This is a genomic window from Paenibacillus sp. 01T422 (assembly GCF_056398785.1).
The window spans coordinates 1-16427 of sequence record NZ_JBFTQB010000023.1; the positions used below are offsets into that span (position 1 = coordinate 1).

Annotated in this window: 14 protein-coding genes; 2 read left to right on the plus strand and 12 right to left on the minus strand. The window is 48.4% G+C overall.

Features of this window, described 5'->3' with window-relative positions:
- From AC1DUA_RS02530 to AC1DUA_RS02550, 5 genes are all read right to left on the minus strand, one after another.
- Positions 1-583 (minus strand): hypothetical protein (locus tag AC1DUA_RS02530; protein WP_477498233.1); only part of this gene is annotated, 583 nt, incomplete at its 3' end.
- Positions 580-1269 carry an ATP-binding cassette domain-containing protein gene (locus AC1DUA_RS02535; RefSeq protein ID WP_477498234.1) on the minus strand — a complete coding sequence of 230 codons (690 nt, stop codon included), beginning with the start codon at positions 1267-1269 and terminating at the stop codon, positions 580-582. The genes AC1DUA_RS02530 and AC1DUA_RS02535, both read right to left, overlap by 4 nt.
- Positions 1266-1652, minus strand: coding sequence for a GntR family transcriptional regulator (locus AC1DUA_RS02540; protein WP_477498235.1), 387 nt, complete (start codon positions 1650-1652; stop codon positions 1266-1268). The genes AC1DUA_RS02535 and AC1DUA_RS02540 overlap by 4 nt, the downstream gene beginning before the upstream one ends.
- 237 nt (positions 1653-1889) lie before the next feature.
- Complete coding sequence (locus AC1DUA_RS02545; RefSeq protein WP_477498236.1) at positions 1890-2309, minus strand: DUF4183 domain-containing protein; 420 nt, start codon at positions 2307-2309, stop codon at positions 1890-1892.
- A 30-nt stretch (positions 2310-2339) separates the two neighbouring features.
- Positions 2340-2597 carry a DUF4183 domain-containing protein gene (locus tag AC1DUA_RS02550; protein ID WP_477498237.1) on the minus strand — a complete coding sequence of 86 codons (258 nt, stop codon included), beginning with the start codon at positions 2595-2597 and terminating at the stop codon, positions 2340-2342.
- A 302-nt stretch (positions 2598-2899) separates the two neighbouring features.
- On the opposite strand from AC1DUA_RS02550, the gene AC1DUA_RS02555 reads away from it, so the two are divergent.
- Positions 2900-4072: a DUF2515 family protein gene (locus tag AC1DUA_RS02555; protein WP_477498238.1), complete on the plus strand. Its 1173-nt coding sequence runs from the start codon at positions 2900-2902 to the stop codon at positions 4070-4072.
- Here AC1DUA_RS02555 and AC1DUA_RS02560 read toward each other — a convergent pair.
- The 5 genes from AC1DUA_RS02560 to AC1DUA_RS02580 form a co-directional block, all read right to left on the minus strand.
- Positions 4053-5744 carry a putative polysaccharide biosynthesis protein gene (locus tag AC1DUA_RS02560; RefSeq protein ID WP_477498239.1) on the minus strand — a complete coding sequence of 564 codons (1692 nt, stop codon included), beginning with the start codon at positions 5742-5744 and terminating at the stop codon, positions 4053-4055. The genes AC1DUA_RS02555 and AC1DUA_RS02560 overlap by 20 nt on opposite strands.
- A gap of 47 nt (positions 5745-5791) precedes the next feature.
- On the minus strand, positions 5792-6271 hold the full coding sequence (locus tag AC1DUA_RS02565; RefSeq protein ID WP_477498240.1) for a DUF456 domain-containing protein: 480 nt from the start codon (positions 6269-6271) through the stop codon (positions 5792-5794).
- Positions 6272-6318: 47 nt separating this feature from the next.
- On the minus strand, positions 6319-7056 hold the full coding sequence (locus tag AC1DUA_RS02570) for a Cof-type HAD-IIB family hydrolase (RefSeq protein WP_477498241.1): 738 nt from the start codon (positions 7054-7056) through the stop codon (positions 6319-6321).
- Between the two features lie 27 nt (positions 7057-7083).
- Positions 7084-8958 carry an asparagine synthase (glutamine-hydrolyzing) gene (gene asnB / locus AC1DUA_RS02575; RefSeq protein WP_477498242.1) on the minus strand — a complete coding sequence of 625 codons (1875 nt, stop codon included), beginning with the start codon at positions 8956-8958 and terminating at the stop codon, positions 7084-7086.
- A gap of 276 nt (positions 8959-9234) precedes the next feature.
- The gene (locus AC1DUA_RS02580; protein ID WP_477498243.1) at positions 9235-10101 is read right to left on the minus strand and encodes a helix-turn-helix transcriptional regulator; all 867 of its coding nucleotides are present in this window, start codon (positions 10099-10101) and stop codon (positions 9235-9237) included.
- 136 nt (positions 10102-10237) lie between these two features.
- Between AC1DUA_RS02580 and AC1DUA_RS02585 the strand changes: the two genes are divergently transcribed.
- Positions 10238-12220: a glycoside hydrolase family 127 protein gene (locus AC1DUA_RS02585; protein WP_477498244.1), complete on the plus strand. Its 1983-nt coding sequence runs from the start codon at positions 10238-10240 to the stop codon at positions 12218-12220.
- Between the two features lie 523 nt (positions 12221-12743).
- On the opposite strand, the gene AC1DUA_RS02590 is transcribed toward AC1DUA_RS02585, so the two are convergent.
- Both AC1DUA_RS02590 and AC1DUA_RS02595 read right to left on the minus strand, forming a co-directional pair.
- Positions 12744-14810, minus strand: a complete 2067-nt coding sequence (locus tag AC1DUA_RS02590; RefSeq protein WP_477498246.1) for a peptidoglycan D,D-transpeptidase FtsI family protein — start codon at positions 14808-14810, stop codon at positions 12744-12746.
- 171 nt (positions 14811-14981) lie between these two features.
- On the minus strand, positions 14982-16427 hold a 1446-nt coding region (locus tag AC1DUA_RS02595; protein ID WP_477498245.1), incomplete at its 5' end, for a peptidoglycan D,D-transpeptidase FtsI family protein.

Sequence of the window (16427 nt, forward strand, 5' to 3'; positions counted from 1 at the left end):
CACTCACCACACCTGCTCCGTAGTAAAGAGCAAATTCTATGAAATACGAAGGAAGCAGGATTTTGAGTACAGGGTGATGCTGAATGATTTCCGAGACTGTCACGTCTTGTCTGAATTCACTTGGAAGCAATGCCTCGAATGCCGTAATCCGAACGTACAGCAGTAGAAATTGGTAAGCAACAAGCCCCCAAACAAACAAGACAATGGAGCTCAACTTGGCCAAAAACACATTCATTCTCGAAGTTGGCAGCATAAGCAGCCTGTAAGCAAACGTACTTCTACCTACCCATTCCTTATACCAAATAAGAAAAATATAGAGGAGAAGCGTCACACCGCACAGACTAATAGACCAATCAAATATGATATTATCATAGCCATTCAAGCTGGCTTTGCCAAAATTCTCGGTATATTGGACGGCTGTCATTGATTGACTCTCCATCGTTCTTTCGGCATTATTCATATAACCATGCGTGTATAACCAAACGTCCAATAATTGCAAAAGTAAAGTAATAACGAACAATGCACCATAAAACTTGCTAAAACGGACAATCTCCCAGTTCAGCAATTTTCCAAAATTGCTCATGCCAGATACACCTCCCTCATAACATCTACGACGGATTTCGCTTCCCTGGATCGCATTTCCTCCGCATAAAATTGTTTCAACRCCCGTCCTTGTTCAAGTAGTACAACTTTATCAATTAAATGTTCAATATCGTGAATTTCGTGCGTCGTTATCAGAACTCCTCGGTCTTCAATCAGATGATTGGTGAACACAGCGGCAATCTGCTCACGGCTGAACATATCAATCCCGGAGAAAGGTTCGTCCATGAGCAGGTAATCAGCATCCAGGGAGAGCCCGAGCAATAAATTCGCTTTCGCCGAATTCCCTTTGGACAAGCTGCCTAGCCGGTCTTCCTTTTTCAATTTAAAAAAAGCTAGCAGGTCCTGTGCCCGCTTCTCATTCCAGTTCGGATAGAAGTCCTGCATAAACTGCATGGCTTTTCCTATTTTCATAGAAGAAGGCATCGTCAATGTATCCGGAATAAACACAATTTTCTCATAGGCCATCTTGTTAACAGGCAGATCGTCAATTCGAATTCGACCACTTCCAACGGGAGTCAGCCCCATAATGGCCTTCATGATTGTGGATTTACCGACGCCGTTAATGCCAATGAGACAAGTGATTTCTCCCTTTTCCGCTGTGAAAGAAACCTCATCAAGAACATTTTTTCTCCCATATTTCTTAACAATTCGATCGACTTCTATCATTCCTTAACCTCCCTTGCTCGCTCTGCCTCATACTTCTCTTTGACAAAACGAAGCAGATCATCCGTGGGGAGTTCAATCTTTTTGATAGATTGTATAAACACCTCCACAGCCTCCTGAATAAGCTCTTGACGAATCGAATTCAATACCTGCTTGTCCGTCGTTATGCGACTAGGGGAATTACCCGCGGTTGTTATCAAATGTTGCTCCTCCATTTCTTTATACGCCCTCTGCACAGTATTGGGATTAATTTGGAGCAAACCTGCAAGTTCACGCCTAGATGCAATTTCCTGGCCTGCTGCCAACTTACCTGTTGCCATTTCTTCTTTAAAATGCCGGACAACCTGCAGATAAACCGGATCGCGATTGTTAAACGTAATGTTCATCTACCCATCTCCTATGTACTTCCTTAGTAAATCTGGATAATTATAGTGTGTGTATTAATTGACTCATACACTAAGTGTACTATACCCTTCATACACTTCTTTTGTCAAGCATATTAATCCCATAAATTTACTTTTATGAATGATAGTCACCAATTTTATCATCAATACGAATAGTAGATCCATACATAAAACTAAAAAACATCCCTGCTAACCTAAGCTAGAGGGATGTTTTCCGTATTACACAACAACCGTAATTGTCGGTGCAGAAATCGTCGGTTCAACAGTAATATCAGAAGTCGTATTTGAGTAGTCTGAGACTTGGAGAACGACTGGCGTACCAGCTACTGCTGCTGTTGTTGCCAAAACCAGGGATGCCGTTGTAAGGGTGGACAAACCTCCCTCTTGCAGCACACCGTTGACATATACGTTGTAGTAACCGTCTGTCGGAGGTGCTGGAAGGGTTGTAACCGCAACACCATCGTCATCTAAGAAGCTCGCTGCCAGAATCGTTGTATCTGTGGCGCCAATCATACCTGCAGTAAGAACTGCGTTATATCTTGTTACATCGGGATCTACCGTTGTTTCAACGGTGCCCCCAGTAGCAACCGGTGCGGAAGCTGTGGCGGTCACAAAAAGTTTAATCAAAGACGCTGCCATAATTTCACCCCCTTCCCTAATTCCCAATGGCTATCTATAGATACGAACGCTTTGGACGATGATGGGGACACCTTTTTCCGGAACATCCTCTGAGGTTAAAGTTAAAGAACCTTCCCGTATGTGATATAACGTTCGAGGCTGCAAGACACCGTTCACGAAGACTTGTCGATAAGAGATGATCTTCGGGCTCGGAATGGATTGAATCCCATAGCCGGGGATCTGGTCTTTATTGGTGTACACCCTTTTCTCCCCATCGGAAATAGCATAGAAGAAATAGATCTGCGCCAAATATTTGACTCCTAGGCGTTTGTTTTTATGCCTGGACCTCTTTTTTCGCCGTTTGGTCGTCTTCTTGGGACACGGACGACAACTTGTCACGTACATGTGAATGCTGATGTAAATCACCCCGCCAACGCTGACTTCTGTTAGTTCATTTTATGCACAAAATTAAGTCAGTAATTGGATTTAATTATCAGGTGCTTCCCCCATTTATGTGAAAAATCGGCCTAAAATACGAGTAAACCTCACATAGCTGTGAGCAAATGGGCCAACAATAAGGAGAGGACGCAGGTAAGGTCGAGGAGGTCATTATGAGGTCAACAAGTTTGGACAACATTCCTTTGTCAAAAAACATCGCTGGAAGATTAGAAAAGGGCCTCATCCAGCAATTAGAGCTTCTTCGAGGCGGTGTTCAGCCGTTCCCTCTTTCATCGGAGGAGAGAGAGCTCGTGGAGGACATCCGAACTCGAACCCAGCAGGAGAACCGGAATAACATAACGCGCACAATGGCCTATTGGGCTTGTTACCAAGCGTATCCAGAGCTTCATTGGGCTCTGCTAGCCCATATGGTCTCCCGTAATGGTGGTTGGAACATGACCGACCTCCGAGGCGAGCTGCTGCCGCACCTCATTGACAGTGATCAAGCTGAGCACTTGTTTGCTTTTCTGGAGCGCGCGAACGGTCTTATTTTTCAAGATGCTTATCCGCAATTACTGCTTTATGAGGCGAGCAAGAAACGCGAAAAAAATCTGTTTCACTTGCTTCCCCATTTGGATATTTCCATGTGGATGGTCCCTGCCTGGCATGAATTCTGGAGAGATCCAGACTCCGCCGGGCTGACGATTGCTCTTATTGTGAATGAACAAAATTATATCGAACAACGTATCGTCCAAAAAGGACAGTTCCAACAAACCGTGCTGGATAAGGCCCTTTTCAAAGCCCAAGGCTGGCTGCAAATGAATCAAGTTGGCTTCCCTTTTTGGTCCCCATCCACCGAAACCGGCTCCCCCCAGCCCCGTCTGGCTGGACTCATTCTCGAGAATTTTGCCAACTTAACTGAACGTATAGCCCTTGGGAAAGACCTTTACGCTCTTCTATTCGGGGTACCTGAAGTACTTCAGGGTGTACTCCGCTTCGCTGCATCAACGGCACACACGGGTTCACGCGCGGATTATTGGCCCCACTTATTTACCCCCATACAAAAAGCCCCCCCTGATAATCCCTATCAGGAGAGGCTGGATGGCTGCTTCCTTAAGAAAGGAAGCTCACCTTTGTATAGTCCTACACTTGAAACTGTATGGCCGGATAGACCGCTAATGCCTGTGGAACCTGGCGACTGGTTTCAAGAGGTCGAGACGCCTATGCGGTATATGCGCCCTATCGCAGTGCCACAGACCATTGATTTAACCCATGCCGCGAGCGAATGGCTTAATAACATTGAGCTTGCCATCCTTGCTGCGCAGGCTATGAACGTCGTCCGATAAGACGACTTGCTTTGCCAATCAGCTTTTGAACAGGCGCTGGGAAATTCTTCACATCGTCCTTCGTAACTACTCGCGTCACCATTAGCATCAACGGATACAGAGCTGCCGTGAAGCCGCAAACGAGTACAGCGTTAATTCCTTCATTAATCCTGTACATGCTCGTTGGTTGCACATACGTATGGGTCAACCACTCTGCCGCGATGCCTAAGCCGATAATGACCACAATCGAAATCATTAAACCGATAAAGCGTCGTCCGAGAATGGTGAATTTCACTTCTTTGCGCAGCGTGCGCAAATTGAGCCACGACATGGCGATGAAGCAAAGTCCTGTGGAACCAATGATGCCATAAATGCCGAACAATGGAGCGAGCAAGAAGCTGCCCGCCAGCTTAACCGCAATACCTACGGCAACATGCAGCATCAACGGTTTCATACGGCCCATGCCCATCAATACCGCACCAGAAGTCTGCATGACAATTTGGAACATAGCGCCTAGAGTTAACAAGGAGATCATGTAAGGTCCATGACTCATCCCATAAGCAGTATCCTCATGCCCAAACATGAAGAAATCGAGCGGGCGCGCGGCAATTGCGATCACAAGCACCGCAGGCAGTCCTGATAGAATGGACAACTGGAGCACTCTGGTTGTTTGGTGCCCCACCTGTTTCAGGTCTTTGCGGGAGTAAGCCGCTGAAATGATCGGCACAACAGATTGGCTAAGCGCGATCGCCAAGATAATCGGGATACCTGCCAGAGATTGCGCGCGGCCCCCGATAATACCGACTAACCCAAGCGCCTCGCTGCTGCCAATTGATCCCTCCAAGAGCGGGATAATGATCGATGTATCGATCGCATAGACCAAGGTAACCGTCACGGAGAAGATCACGATTGGGATCGAAAGCTTCAGCAGGCTGCGGTAAATCTCGCTATACTTTGTCGGTGCTGTTGCTGGTGCCGGGGAATGTCCGGCTGCGGTTTCATTAGCCGCGGAGTGAGACACACTCTCTTTCAGCCTTTGAGCGTCCCTGCGTTTGAGCTTCATCGCAAAGTAGAGCATAACGGCTAGCGCGGCAATTCCTCCCATGACTCCACCAAATGATGCACCTGCTACACCCCAGGCCAAACTAATGTTTAATAGAATAAAGGCAAGACCAATCGAGGTGACCAGTCTGAAAATTTGTTCCACAACTTGCGATACCCCGTTAGGCATCATGTTTTGTCTGCCTTGGAAGTAGCCGCGCATAATCGCAATGAGCGGGAAGAACAGCATGGCCGGCGCGATAGCGCGAGTTGCCAGCGTAGCGTCGGGTCCCCCGCGTGAAATTTGTTCCGCATAAATCGGTGCGAAAACATATAACAGCACGGTCATGAGCGCACCAGCAACGATAGCAAATAAAATAGCCGCGCGATAGATTCGCTCTGCCTCGGCAGGTCGTCCGATGGCATACTTCTCTGATACCATTTTGCTTAACGCGCTGGGAATCCCTGCTGTTGCTACAACAAGAAGAATAGAGTACAGATTAAAAGCAATCGAATAACTGCCCATCCCACCCTCATGCAGCAGGTGAACCAACGGAATACGCTGGAAAACGCCGAGAAACCGCGCTACAAGCGCGGCTACGGTGAGAATGAGCGTCCCTTTTACAAGAGAATCTTTGGTTTCCTTCGTCAAATGTGTTCCTACTCTCTAATCCCGTATTCAAACAACATCCTGTTCTATTAAAAAACCCAAATAAAGAAGAGAACAATCATTGCCAGCTGCAGCACAATTTTGACAGCACTGCTCGCAAAGAAACCGATCACGGAGCCAATCCCGGCGCTGATCGCATTCTGCCATTTGGTGCCGATAATGATCTCACCAATCACAGCGCCTAAGAAGGGTCCTATGATTAATCCGRAGGCTGGAATAACGAAAGGTCCAATAATAWGGCCAATGGTACTCCCAATCACAGCCGCCTTCGAACCTCCGAATTTCTTGACCCCCATTGCACTGACCGCGTAATCGGCAACCATAACAATGATGACAATCAGGGTTTGCGTGGTCCAGAACACCCAGCCGAACGGCTCAAAGCTAATCAGCCAGCCATATAGGAAAAACGCTGCATATATCGCCAAAACACCAGGCAGCACTGGATAAACCGCGCCAACCATACCTACGACAAACAAAAGAATGACCAAGCTCCAGGCTAACGTGATCATGGGCTCATCTCCGTCCGTTATTGTACTCGCTAAGAGTCTTATGACTTTTAGAGCATATACGCATGAATGATTTTGGCAACCGCACTCTCTTCGTTCGTAACCGTCGTGATATCTGCAATCTGCTTGACTTCATCCTGCGCATTGCCCATGGCGACACCAAGACCTGCTTCACGAATCATCGAGATATCATTCTGGCTGTCTCCCATTGCAATAACTTCGGACATCTGAATCCCCAGCAGCTGACAAACAGCCTCCACGCCAGTCGCTTTACTGATACCAAGCGGATTTAATTCAATGTTTGATGGGTGAGAGTTGGTAATTTCAAGTGTTCCCCAACTCTCTGCAATTCCGCGAATATGCTGCAATTTCTCCGCATTTTCCGTAAAGAAACCGAACTTCAGCCATTCGCCGTTCGGAATGTCCAGGCCTTCGCGCTCGCGGTTGAAGACCCCCTCTTCGACAGAGTAAGCCCACCACCAGCAGTCATGCTCCTCAGCTAGCGCGTGCAATCGGCTCACGGTTTCTACAGGAAGCAGTGTTCTCCGAAGCAATTTATCCGGCGACTCCCACACTTCACTGCCATTCACCATTACCATGGGAGAAGACAACCCCAGCTCCTGAATATAAGGCATGGCGCTAATGGCTCCGCGGCCGGTCGACATGATGACTATTTTGCCAGCCTCCGTCGCTTGACGAATTGCGGATTGATTTTCCGGAGATATTTTCTTCTCCTCATCCAATAAGGTACCGTCCATATCGAGGGCTATTAACTTATAAGTTCCCACGTTCCCCATCTCCTGTCCTTCATAGACCTAGTAAGCAGCGAGCACTTTCTTAGGCAGCTCTTCCATAAAAGTCATATGCCAAAGGGCAAAAATATAGATCGTCCAAATCCGGCGCGCATAATCGCCTTGACCGCTCCGGTGCTTCTGAAGCATTCGTTCTACTGTGTTCATGTTAATGTAATCTTCAATCCCGCTGGCTTTGATCTGCTCAAGCAGCACATCGCCCATCGAGCCTTGTATCCATTGACGCAAAGGTACTGGGAAGCCCAACTTCGGACGATTCAGAATCGGATCCGGTATGATGCCTTCCATCGCTTTACGGAAAATATATTTGGTTGTGCCATTGGCAATTCGATATTTCGCCGGAATGCGGCGTGCCACCTCGAACAGCTCCTTATCTAGGAAAGGAACTCGCAGTTCAAGCGAATGCGCCATCGTCATCTTATCGGCTTTCATAAGAATATCGCCTGGCATCCATAGATTCATGTCGATATATTGCATCCGACTGACCGGATCGAGATGTTTGGTCTTGTTGTAGTAGTCTCCGGCGATCTGCACAGGATTCTTGTAAGCCCGCAGCATCTCATTATCAAGGCGCAGTACTTCCGCTTTCATATCCTCTGTGAAAATCTTCGCATTACCGAGGAAGCGCTCCTCTAGCGGCGTCGTGCCGCGCAAGACATAATTGCGCCCCTTCACGCTGCTTGGCAGCATCCGGGCGAAGCGATTCAGCATGCGCTTGATCGAATGCGGCAGCTGATCAATCGGCCGCAAGGACTGCGGCTCGCGATAGATGCGATAGCCGCCGAACAGCTCGTCCGCGCCTTCGCCGGACAGCACAACCGTCACGTGCTCGCGCGCAAGCTGCGCCACGTGGTAGAGGGCAATGGCCGAAGGATCGGCGACAGGCTCGTCCTGGTGCCAGATCGCCTTCGGCATCGTACTGAAGAAGTCATCCTTCGTGATGACTTTGTCGTAGTGCTCTGTGCCCAGCGTCGCAGCCGTTTGGGCGGCGATCGGCGTTTCGTTGTTGGCGCCTTCGAAGCCAACGGAGAACGTGCGGATTGGTTCAATGTTCCGCATATGGGTAGCGATGGCCGTGGAGTCGATCCCACTGGATAAGAAACATCCCCGCTCCACGTCACTGACCATGTGGTGCTTGACGGAGTCCTTCAACGTTTCGCGGATCTGCTCCACATAATAGTCAAAAGGACGTTCTTCCGGCTCAAACATCGGATCCCAATACTTATGTATCGTCATCTCTCCATCGAAGGTTACCTTTACATAGTGGGCAGGCGGCAATTTGTGGATGCCGTGGAACATCGTGTTCGGCTCTGGTACATATTGAAAGGTCAAATAGTTCAGCAAGCTGTCCGTATGGATCAACCGGTTCATGCCATCCGCAGCGAGCAAGCTCTTAATTTCTGAGCCGAACAAAAACTGACGGTCATTGACATGATAATAAAACGGCTTAATGCCGAAATGGTCTCTCGCTCCGAACAGCTGCTTCTTTTTCTTGTCCCAGATAACGAACCCGAACATGCCACGCAAATGCTTGACGCATTCCTCTCCAAACTCCTCATAAAGGTGAACAATAACCTCCGTATCGCTATGCGTGCGGAATTGATGGCCGCGTTCTTGCAGCATTCCGCGTAACTCTTTGTAATTATAAATCTCTCCATTAAAAATGATCCACACAGAATCATCCTCGTTGGCTAGCGGCTGATGCCCCTCTTGTATATCAATAATGGACAACCGGCGAAAGCCAAGACCAATCCGATTGTCCGTCCAAAAACCGGAATCGTTCGGTCCCCGATGCACAATCACATCCGTCATTTGCTGCAGCATGGCAACTGTTGGTTCTCTATCTTCAAAATACATCACACCCGTAATACCACACATGGTGAAACTCACTCCTCCGTACCATTCATCAAACTATCTCTCGCGACTACCGATACATTAGTATACCATATCCGTCCGCCATACTGGAAATAGGATGAAAGTACGCATTCAGCTGTCAATCATAGGAAAATGAAGGTAATGATCAGTCTTTTTAATGAAGCTGTTAATCGCGTTGTTTTCATGCTGTCCCCCACCTTTCTTTTCTCTGTGCACAAAAGTTTACCTCGCGCAACTTTTGGTGTATAGGAGGGCTTTCCTCCTTGCACCAACATATGCTTAGTTATGATAAACGGTTCCACCTCTTATATATTGCTTCCGGTAGGCAAGTGGTGAGAGACCTATTTTGGCACGAAAACAGTTCGAGAAGTACGCCGCATGATGGAAGCCCACCTCCTCAGAGATGCGCTCAATAGACCACTGCGTTTTGAGCAGCAGCAGCTTGGATTGTTCGATTCGATAGGCGAGCAAATATTCTAATGGCGTACAGCCATAAACACTTTTCATGCAGCGACTCAAGTAATTCGGATGAAAATGAAACTCATCAGCTAACCTCTCATTGGTCACATCTGCCGAGTAATGCTGCTTGAGGTAAGCCTCAATTCTCTCAGCCAGCCTGTGTATTTTGGACTGTTCATCAGGCTTACTCCCAATGTCCAGCGCACGCAGGATTTCTGTGAAAATACGCTGCTCTTCCCAGAACGATAACGATCTCTCAGAGACGGACATTTGTATGAGTTGGTGCCAAAGCTGTTGAATCCGCTCGAGGTCTGAAACAGCTCCCTGTTGATGCAAGGTTATTTCATTTTTTTGTGGTAAAACGAATTCACTGCGCGGGAAGGGTTTGCTCTCTCTGATCATGTAAGGGCTGGTGGTTCGAAAATGGAGCCAAAAAAAATGACAGTCCGCCTCACAGGGGCGTACGGAATAATGATATTTGTCCGGAAGCAGCAGCACATACTGGCCTTCCGTCAAGCTCCACGTCAGCTCCTCTTCCCCCAAATGAAGCGTACCTTTCGTAATGAAAAGAAGATCATACATCCCTAACCCTGCGCGATCCGGGTGCGTGTCCCCTGCGCTATACGTGCTAAATCCGCTTTCCAAATAATAGGGCATAGGCGGTGCAGCTAGCGATATCTCTTTCATCAGGCAGCGGACTCCTTTAATAAATTGTGTGAAATTTTATAAATAAATGGTTGTATTCCTACCTGTTGCTTCCCCAGTATCCCTCATATAATTGGGGAAAGTAAAGCCTAATTCGCAAAATTCAGGAGGTTGCTTCATGTCAAATGCACTGCTACCGGCTAAGCACAAATTGTCTCTGAATCAAATCCAAATCAACGATGACTTCTGGAATCACTACGTCAGCCTTGTTCGAAATACCGTCATTCCATATCAATGGGAAGCGCTGAATGATCGCGTTCCGGACGCTGAACCAAGCCATGCAATCCATAATTTCCGAATTGCCGCAGGTTTGGAAACCGGGGAATACCGGGGCTGGGTGTTCCAAGACTCCGATCTGGCCAAATGGCTCGAAGCTGTCGCCTATTCCCTGCAACAACATCCTGATGCAGCATTGGAACAGACTGCAGATGAGACAATCGACCTCATCGTCCAAGCACAGCAAAGTGATGGTTATTTGAATACCTACTATACCATCAAGGAACCTGGCAAACGCTGGACTAACTTGTATGAATGCCATGAACTGTATTGCGCAGGTCACATGATTGAAGCTGCCGTTGCGTACTTTGAGGCTACAGGGAAAAGGAAGCTGCTGGATGCGATGTGCCGTTTTGCGGACCATATCCAGGATGTATTCGGACGTGAGAATGGAAAGCTTAAAGGATATGATGGGCATCAAGAAATCGAATTGGCTTTGGTCAAATTGTATACGGTAACGAAGCAGGAGAAATATCTCCAGCTTGCCTGCTATTTCATCGATGAGCGAGGACAACGACCTGATTTCTTCGAGGAAGAGTGGGAGCGACGGGGAAAAACCTCAATCTATCGCGCTGGTCAAACCCCATCACCGAGTCTGAGCAGCATTTATAATCAAAGCCATCTGCCTGTTCGTGAGCAAGATACAGCAATCGGGCATTCAGTTAGAGCTGTATATATGTACACGGCAATGGCTGATTTGGCCAGGCTGACAGGGGACGAGAAGCTGCTTGCTGCTTGCAAGAAACTCTGGGCCAATATGACACAGAAGCAAATGTACATCACTGGCGGCATCGGTTCGACGCACCATGGGGAGGCGTTCTCGTTCGATTATGATCTGCCGAACGATACGGTGTATGCGGAGACTTGCGCTTCCATCGGCTTAGTGTTTTTTGCACAGCGCATGCTGCGCCTCGAAACACGGAGCGAGTATGCTGACGTGATCGAGCGGGCACTGTATAACATCATCATCGGCAGTATGAGTCAGGATGGAAAACGGTTTTTCTATGTGAATCCGTTGGAGGTTTGGCCTCAAGCTTCAGCGAGCAATCCTGGTAAGCATCATGTCAAAGCTGAGCGCCAGAAATGGTTTGGGTGCGCTTGCTGCCCTCCCAACTTGGCACGGATTCTCTCTTCACTTGGGGAGTACATTTATACGACAGAGGCAGGACGCATCAATTGCCATTTGTTTATCGGCAGCGAAAGCACCATTACGCTGGATGATGATKCACAAGTTGGGCTGAAACAGGTATGTTCGCTGCCTTGGAAAGGGGAAGCTTCGCTTGAGCTAAGCTTGGCCCAGCCGCGTTCGTTCACGCTTGCGTTGCGCGTGCCTTACTGGTGCGACAGCCAACCTCACTTGCTCATCAACGGTGAGCAAGTGGAGGGGTACCCTGTTGAGAATGGCTACGCGATTATCGAGCGGATTTGGACGGATGGTGACACCGTCACTTGGCTGCTTCCGATGGAGGCTCATCTCATCCAAGCGAACCCACTCATCCGCAGCAATGCCGGTAAAGCCGCGATCCAAAGAGGGCCTCTTGTCTACTGCGTTGAGCAAGTTGATAATGAGGCTCCGCTGGCTAGCCTTAGTCTTCAGAGTGGAACGAGACTGAAGGTGGAGGCTGACGCAGATGTGCTTGGCGGCACTGTGAAGATCGAGGCCGAGGGCTTTAGGGATGCCTCATCTGAGGCGTGGGCTTCGGCTGAACCGTACCGTCGTTGGGCGCCAACGGCTGAGCCAGTTGCCTTGCAGGCAGTTCCCTATTTCCAATGGGGAAATCGTGGAGTTGGTGAGATGGCGGTGTGGATGCGGGTACGCCAGTAAAAGCATGAAGAGAGAGAGGCTGCTGTCTGAGGCGGCCTCTCTCTTCTTGCTTGTTCGTGCGGCTAGCGGAACTATGGACCGCTATTTCTGCAGATTCCCTCAGTATTGGGATTTAGTGGGAACTACGATCCGTTATTTGGGTGTAATCTCCTGAAATAGTCGTGTTCGCGAACAGATAAGACCCTGTCGTTCCTCCTAATCGCGAAAACAGTCTTTTTCGCTCAAATAGCGCACCACAGTTCCGTTGCAAGGTTGAGGCCGAAGGATCTTAGAGTGGGGGAAGCATGTGTGTGCTCCGGGTCCAGCTCTCGGTCCTCTCGAGCTCTCCGACTCCCTGGATTCCCTGTACTCCCCAGCTCTCGGTCCTCTCGAGCTCCCCCACTCCCTGGATTCCTGGGCCTCCCAGCTCTCGGTCCTCACGAGCTCCCCGGCTCCCTGGATTCCTGGGCTCCCTAGCTCCCCCGGCCCGCCAGCTCATCGCACGACTTGGCTCTTAGCTCCCCTCCCAGCCGCCAACCCACACCTACCAAGGCCGCTTCCCGCCGCCAAGCTTCGTCAAGACGCCGTCGTTCGCAGCGTCATAAGCTCGAAAGATCTCAGCCGCAATCGGAGATGCGCCATAGCGACCAAATCCGCCTTCAGGCACAACAACCGCGACCGCAAGCTTCGGGTTCTCGACCGGCGCGAAGGCGATGAACACGGCATTTTCAACCGAACCTCCCGATACGCTTTGGGTGGAGGTTCCTGTTTTGCGCGCCACATTAAACGGCAGCTCGTCAATCCCTTCTGCTCCACTTTTCATCCCGTGGATAATGGTGTTCCAGTCCTCTTTGGCAAACTCCGACGACGAGTCTTCCAGCAGTTCAGACTCTACTTTCCTTACCAGCTGACCCTGATAGTCGCGAATTTCATCCACGAACAACGGCTTCATCCGCTTTCCGCGACTAGCCAACGTAGCTGTGTACTGAGCAAGCTGCAAGGTTGTCGTTTTTTCATTTTGTCCCCATGAAGCGTAAACCATCGCGGATTGATAACTGTCTTTCACGGCATTTTTGATAAAATCGTTAGATCCTGCAAGCTCACCTGGCAGGCCACTCCCTGTTTTGATCCCCATCCCGAATTTCGCCATGTATTCGGCCCATTTGGCAGTTACAGCGGGATCCTCTCTGCCGAATTTCGCCCAGAAAGGAATTCCGACTTTTTCAGACATGAACGTGTTAGAGGAATGCTCAATGGCTCCCGCAGCATCCATATCCCCATAAGCCGCTTTCCCCGAATTGGTGATGGTGCTATTGCCGCCTTTTCCGAAGCTAAACGACCCCGTATCGTAATAAATCTTCCCAGACCCGCTGAAGAATTTCTCTTTAAGCCCTATCAACACGGACATAGGCTTGATCGTTGAACCCATGAACACAATCGATGATGGATGTTTCGCATTTTCTTTTTCGTCTGGATACTTAGCTTTAGCTGTTCGAATGCTGCCATTGGGGATAAAGGTTTCGATTTCTTTATAAACGCTTGCCGACATGCCACCGGTCCATGCGTTAGCGTCATAATCCGGATAGTTCGCCATCGTCACTACCCGTCCCGTATCTACCTCCATAGCAACGGCAAACCCGGATGCTGCTTGCATCCCAAGACTCAAATACAAATCATTAGCGTGCGATGGGCTGCCCAGGTAGCGAATATGCTCCTTCAGCATTCGTTCTGTCGCTTTCTGGATATCTTTGTGGATGGTCAAATATAGATTATTTCCTTTAACTGGAGCCGTGACTTCGGCCCTCCCAATTATTTTGTTAACGGCGTCAACCGGGTATGTCTTACTGCCGTTTCTGCCGCGCAGCTCATCCTGATACATGCGTTCGATCCCATCGAATCCCACATTTTCTGAGCTCAAATATTCCTGAACCATCGGGCTGTCTTTGTAGATTTCTTTGGCTGTCGGTGAAGTGAAAGAGTTCGTATATCCCACTAAATGCGTAGCAATTGTAGTATTACCGTCATCATCCATTTCATAAGTGCGAATGCTTTCCTCCGTTACGTCTAACCATTTAAATTCATCCCTATGCTCTAGAATAAAGGCGATCTCATCGCTGGACAAATCCGCCTTAATTCTTCGCGGAACCCAGTAATAACTTGGCTTTTTGATTTCATTCTTATGGTAGTCGTAGCCGATGTCCATCGCTAGAATGATTTCTTCCGGGGTCGGACTTTTCGAATTGGGTTTGGCATACTTGTCGAAAACATCAACTTTCAGCCGATCCGCTATAGCAATTAAGTCATCTAGCTTTTGAGCGCTGGGATCAATTCGAAAAAATAAGGATTGCATGGGAATGGTATACGCAAGCGGAGATTTCGAGGCGTCATAGATGTTGCCCCGGATGGGAGCGATTTGAATTGTTTGTGTGCCATTTCTATTCTCTGCGGCCTTGTGCATTTTCGTTTGAACAAATTGCAACATAGCCAGTCGCACGATCAGGATGGAAAATAATACAAAGGTTACAAAGAAAAAAAGATTAATTCGCAGCGAAAAATGCCTCTTTTGTGCCAGCTCTTTTTTCTTCGGATCATCCGCAATCGGCGATCTCATCACTGTAAGGCCCCCTTCTGTGTCAGGATGTATCCTGAAACAGACGAAGTGGCCTGCAACTAAGTTCACTAAATTTTGGAAATTTCTTTCTATTCCCAAGACAAGCTCACAAAAAAACCTTCACCCCCACTCATGAAGTGGATTTGAAGGATTTTTCACTCTATTCTGCCTCTACCAAGGCCTCTTGCCGCCGCCAAGCTTGGTCAAAATGCCTTCGTTGGCTACATCGTAAGCCTGAAAGATTTTTGCCGCAATCGGGGATGCGCCATAGCGCCCGTAGCCGCCTTCAGGCACGACGACAGCGATAGCGAGCTTCGGATTCTCGACCGGCGCGAAAGCGATGAACACGGCGTTGTCGATCGTTCCGCCTGAGACAGCTTGCGTCGAAGTCCCTGTCTTCCGAGCTACGTTATAGGGTAGCTCATCAATGCCTTCCGCACCACTCTTCATCCCATGGATGATGGTGTTCCAGTCGGCTTTGGCGAACAAAGCGCTCGAATCCTCCAGCACTTCAGGTTCCACTTTTTTGACAAGTTCACCTTCAAAGCTTCGAATCTCATCTACGTACAACGGCTTCATCCGTTTACCGCGGCTGCCCAGAGTGGCAGCGAACTGCGCGAGTTGCAGCGTTGTTGTTTTCTCGTTCTGCCCCCATGAAGCATATACCATGGCAGACTGATAACTGTCTTTTTTGGCGTTCTTGGCAAAGTCATTCGAACCCGCATTTTCGCCAGGTAGGCCACTTCCTGTTTTGACACCTAAGCCGAACTTCGCCAAATATTCCGCCCATTTGTCAGTTACTGCAGGATTTTCGCCGCCATATTTTAAATAAAATGGAATCCCGACTTTGGCCGACATGTACGTATTAGACGAATGTTCGATGGAGCTGGAGGCATCCAAGTTTCCATAAGCCGTTCTCCCTGAGTTGGAAATTGAACTTGTAGAATTCGCCTTACCGAAAGTGAACGTACCCGAATCGTAATAATATTGATTGGAAGGTGTAATCAATTTCTCTGTTAAACCAATCAGAACAGACAATGGTTTGATTGTGGAACCCATGAAGACGATCGAAGACGGATGTTTCGGACGCTCTTTGTCTGTGTATTTCGGATACGCTGTTGTAATCGAACCATTAGCAATATAGGACCCGACTTCATCCAATGTCGCTTGTGAAATACCGCCTGTCCATTCATTGGAATTGTAGTCCGGGTAATTAGCCATCGTCACGACACGCCCTGTGTCTACTTCCATAGCAACCGCATAACCAGCCTGCGCATTCGCTCCATATTTGATAAAAGCATCATTCCGCGCATACGGTGTATGTAAAAAAGCAATCTGATCAGCGATCGCCTTTTCAGCCGTCTTCTGAATATCTTTATTGATCGACAGATACAAGTTGTTACCTTTGGTTGGTTTCGTTACTGTCGCGCGGCCGATAATTTTCATGGCAGCATTAACGGGGTAAATTTTATACCCATTTTTCCCGCGAAGCTCATCTTGATACATTCTCTCGATGCCATCGAAGCCGACATTTTCAGTATCGAGATATTCCTTGCTATTTTCGTTATCTTGGTACATCTCCTTGGCTTTTTCAGTCGAATAGCTTTTGAGGTAACC

Bases quoted from the DNA above. Each gene is read 5' to 3' on its own strand.
- AC1DUA_RS02540 (WP_477498235.1), bottom strand. From the start codon at position 1,652: ATGAACATTACGTTTAACAATCGCGATCCGGTTTATCTGCAGGTTGTC.
- AC1DUA_RS02545 (WP_477498236.1), bottom strand. From the start codon at position 2,309: ATGGCAGCGTCTTTGATTAAACTTTTTGTGACCGCCACAGCTTCCGCA.
- AC1DUA_RS02555 (WP_477498238.1), top strand. From the start codon at position 2,900: ATGAGGTCAACAAGTTTGGACAACATTCCTTTGTCAAAAAACATCGCT.
- asnB (WP_477498242.1), bottom strand. From the start codon at position 8,958: ATGTGTGGTATTACGGGTGTGATGTATTTTGAAGATAGAGAACCAACA.
- AC1DUA_RS02580 (WP_477498243.1), bottom strand. From the start codon at position 10,101: ATGAAAGAGATATCGCTAGCTGCACCGCCTATGCCCTATTATTTGGAA.
- AC1DUA_RS02590 (WP_477498246.1), bottom strand. From the start codon at position 14,810: ATGAGATCGCCGATTGCGGATGATCCGAAGAAAAAAGAGCTGGCACAA.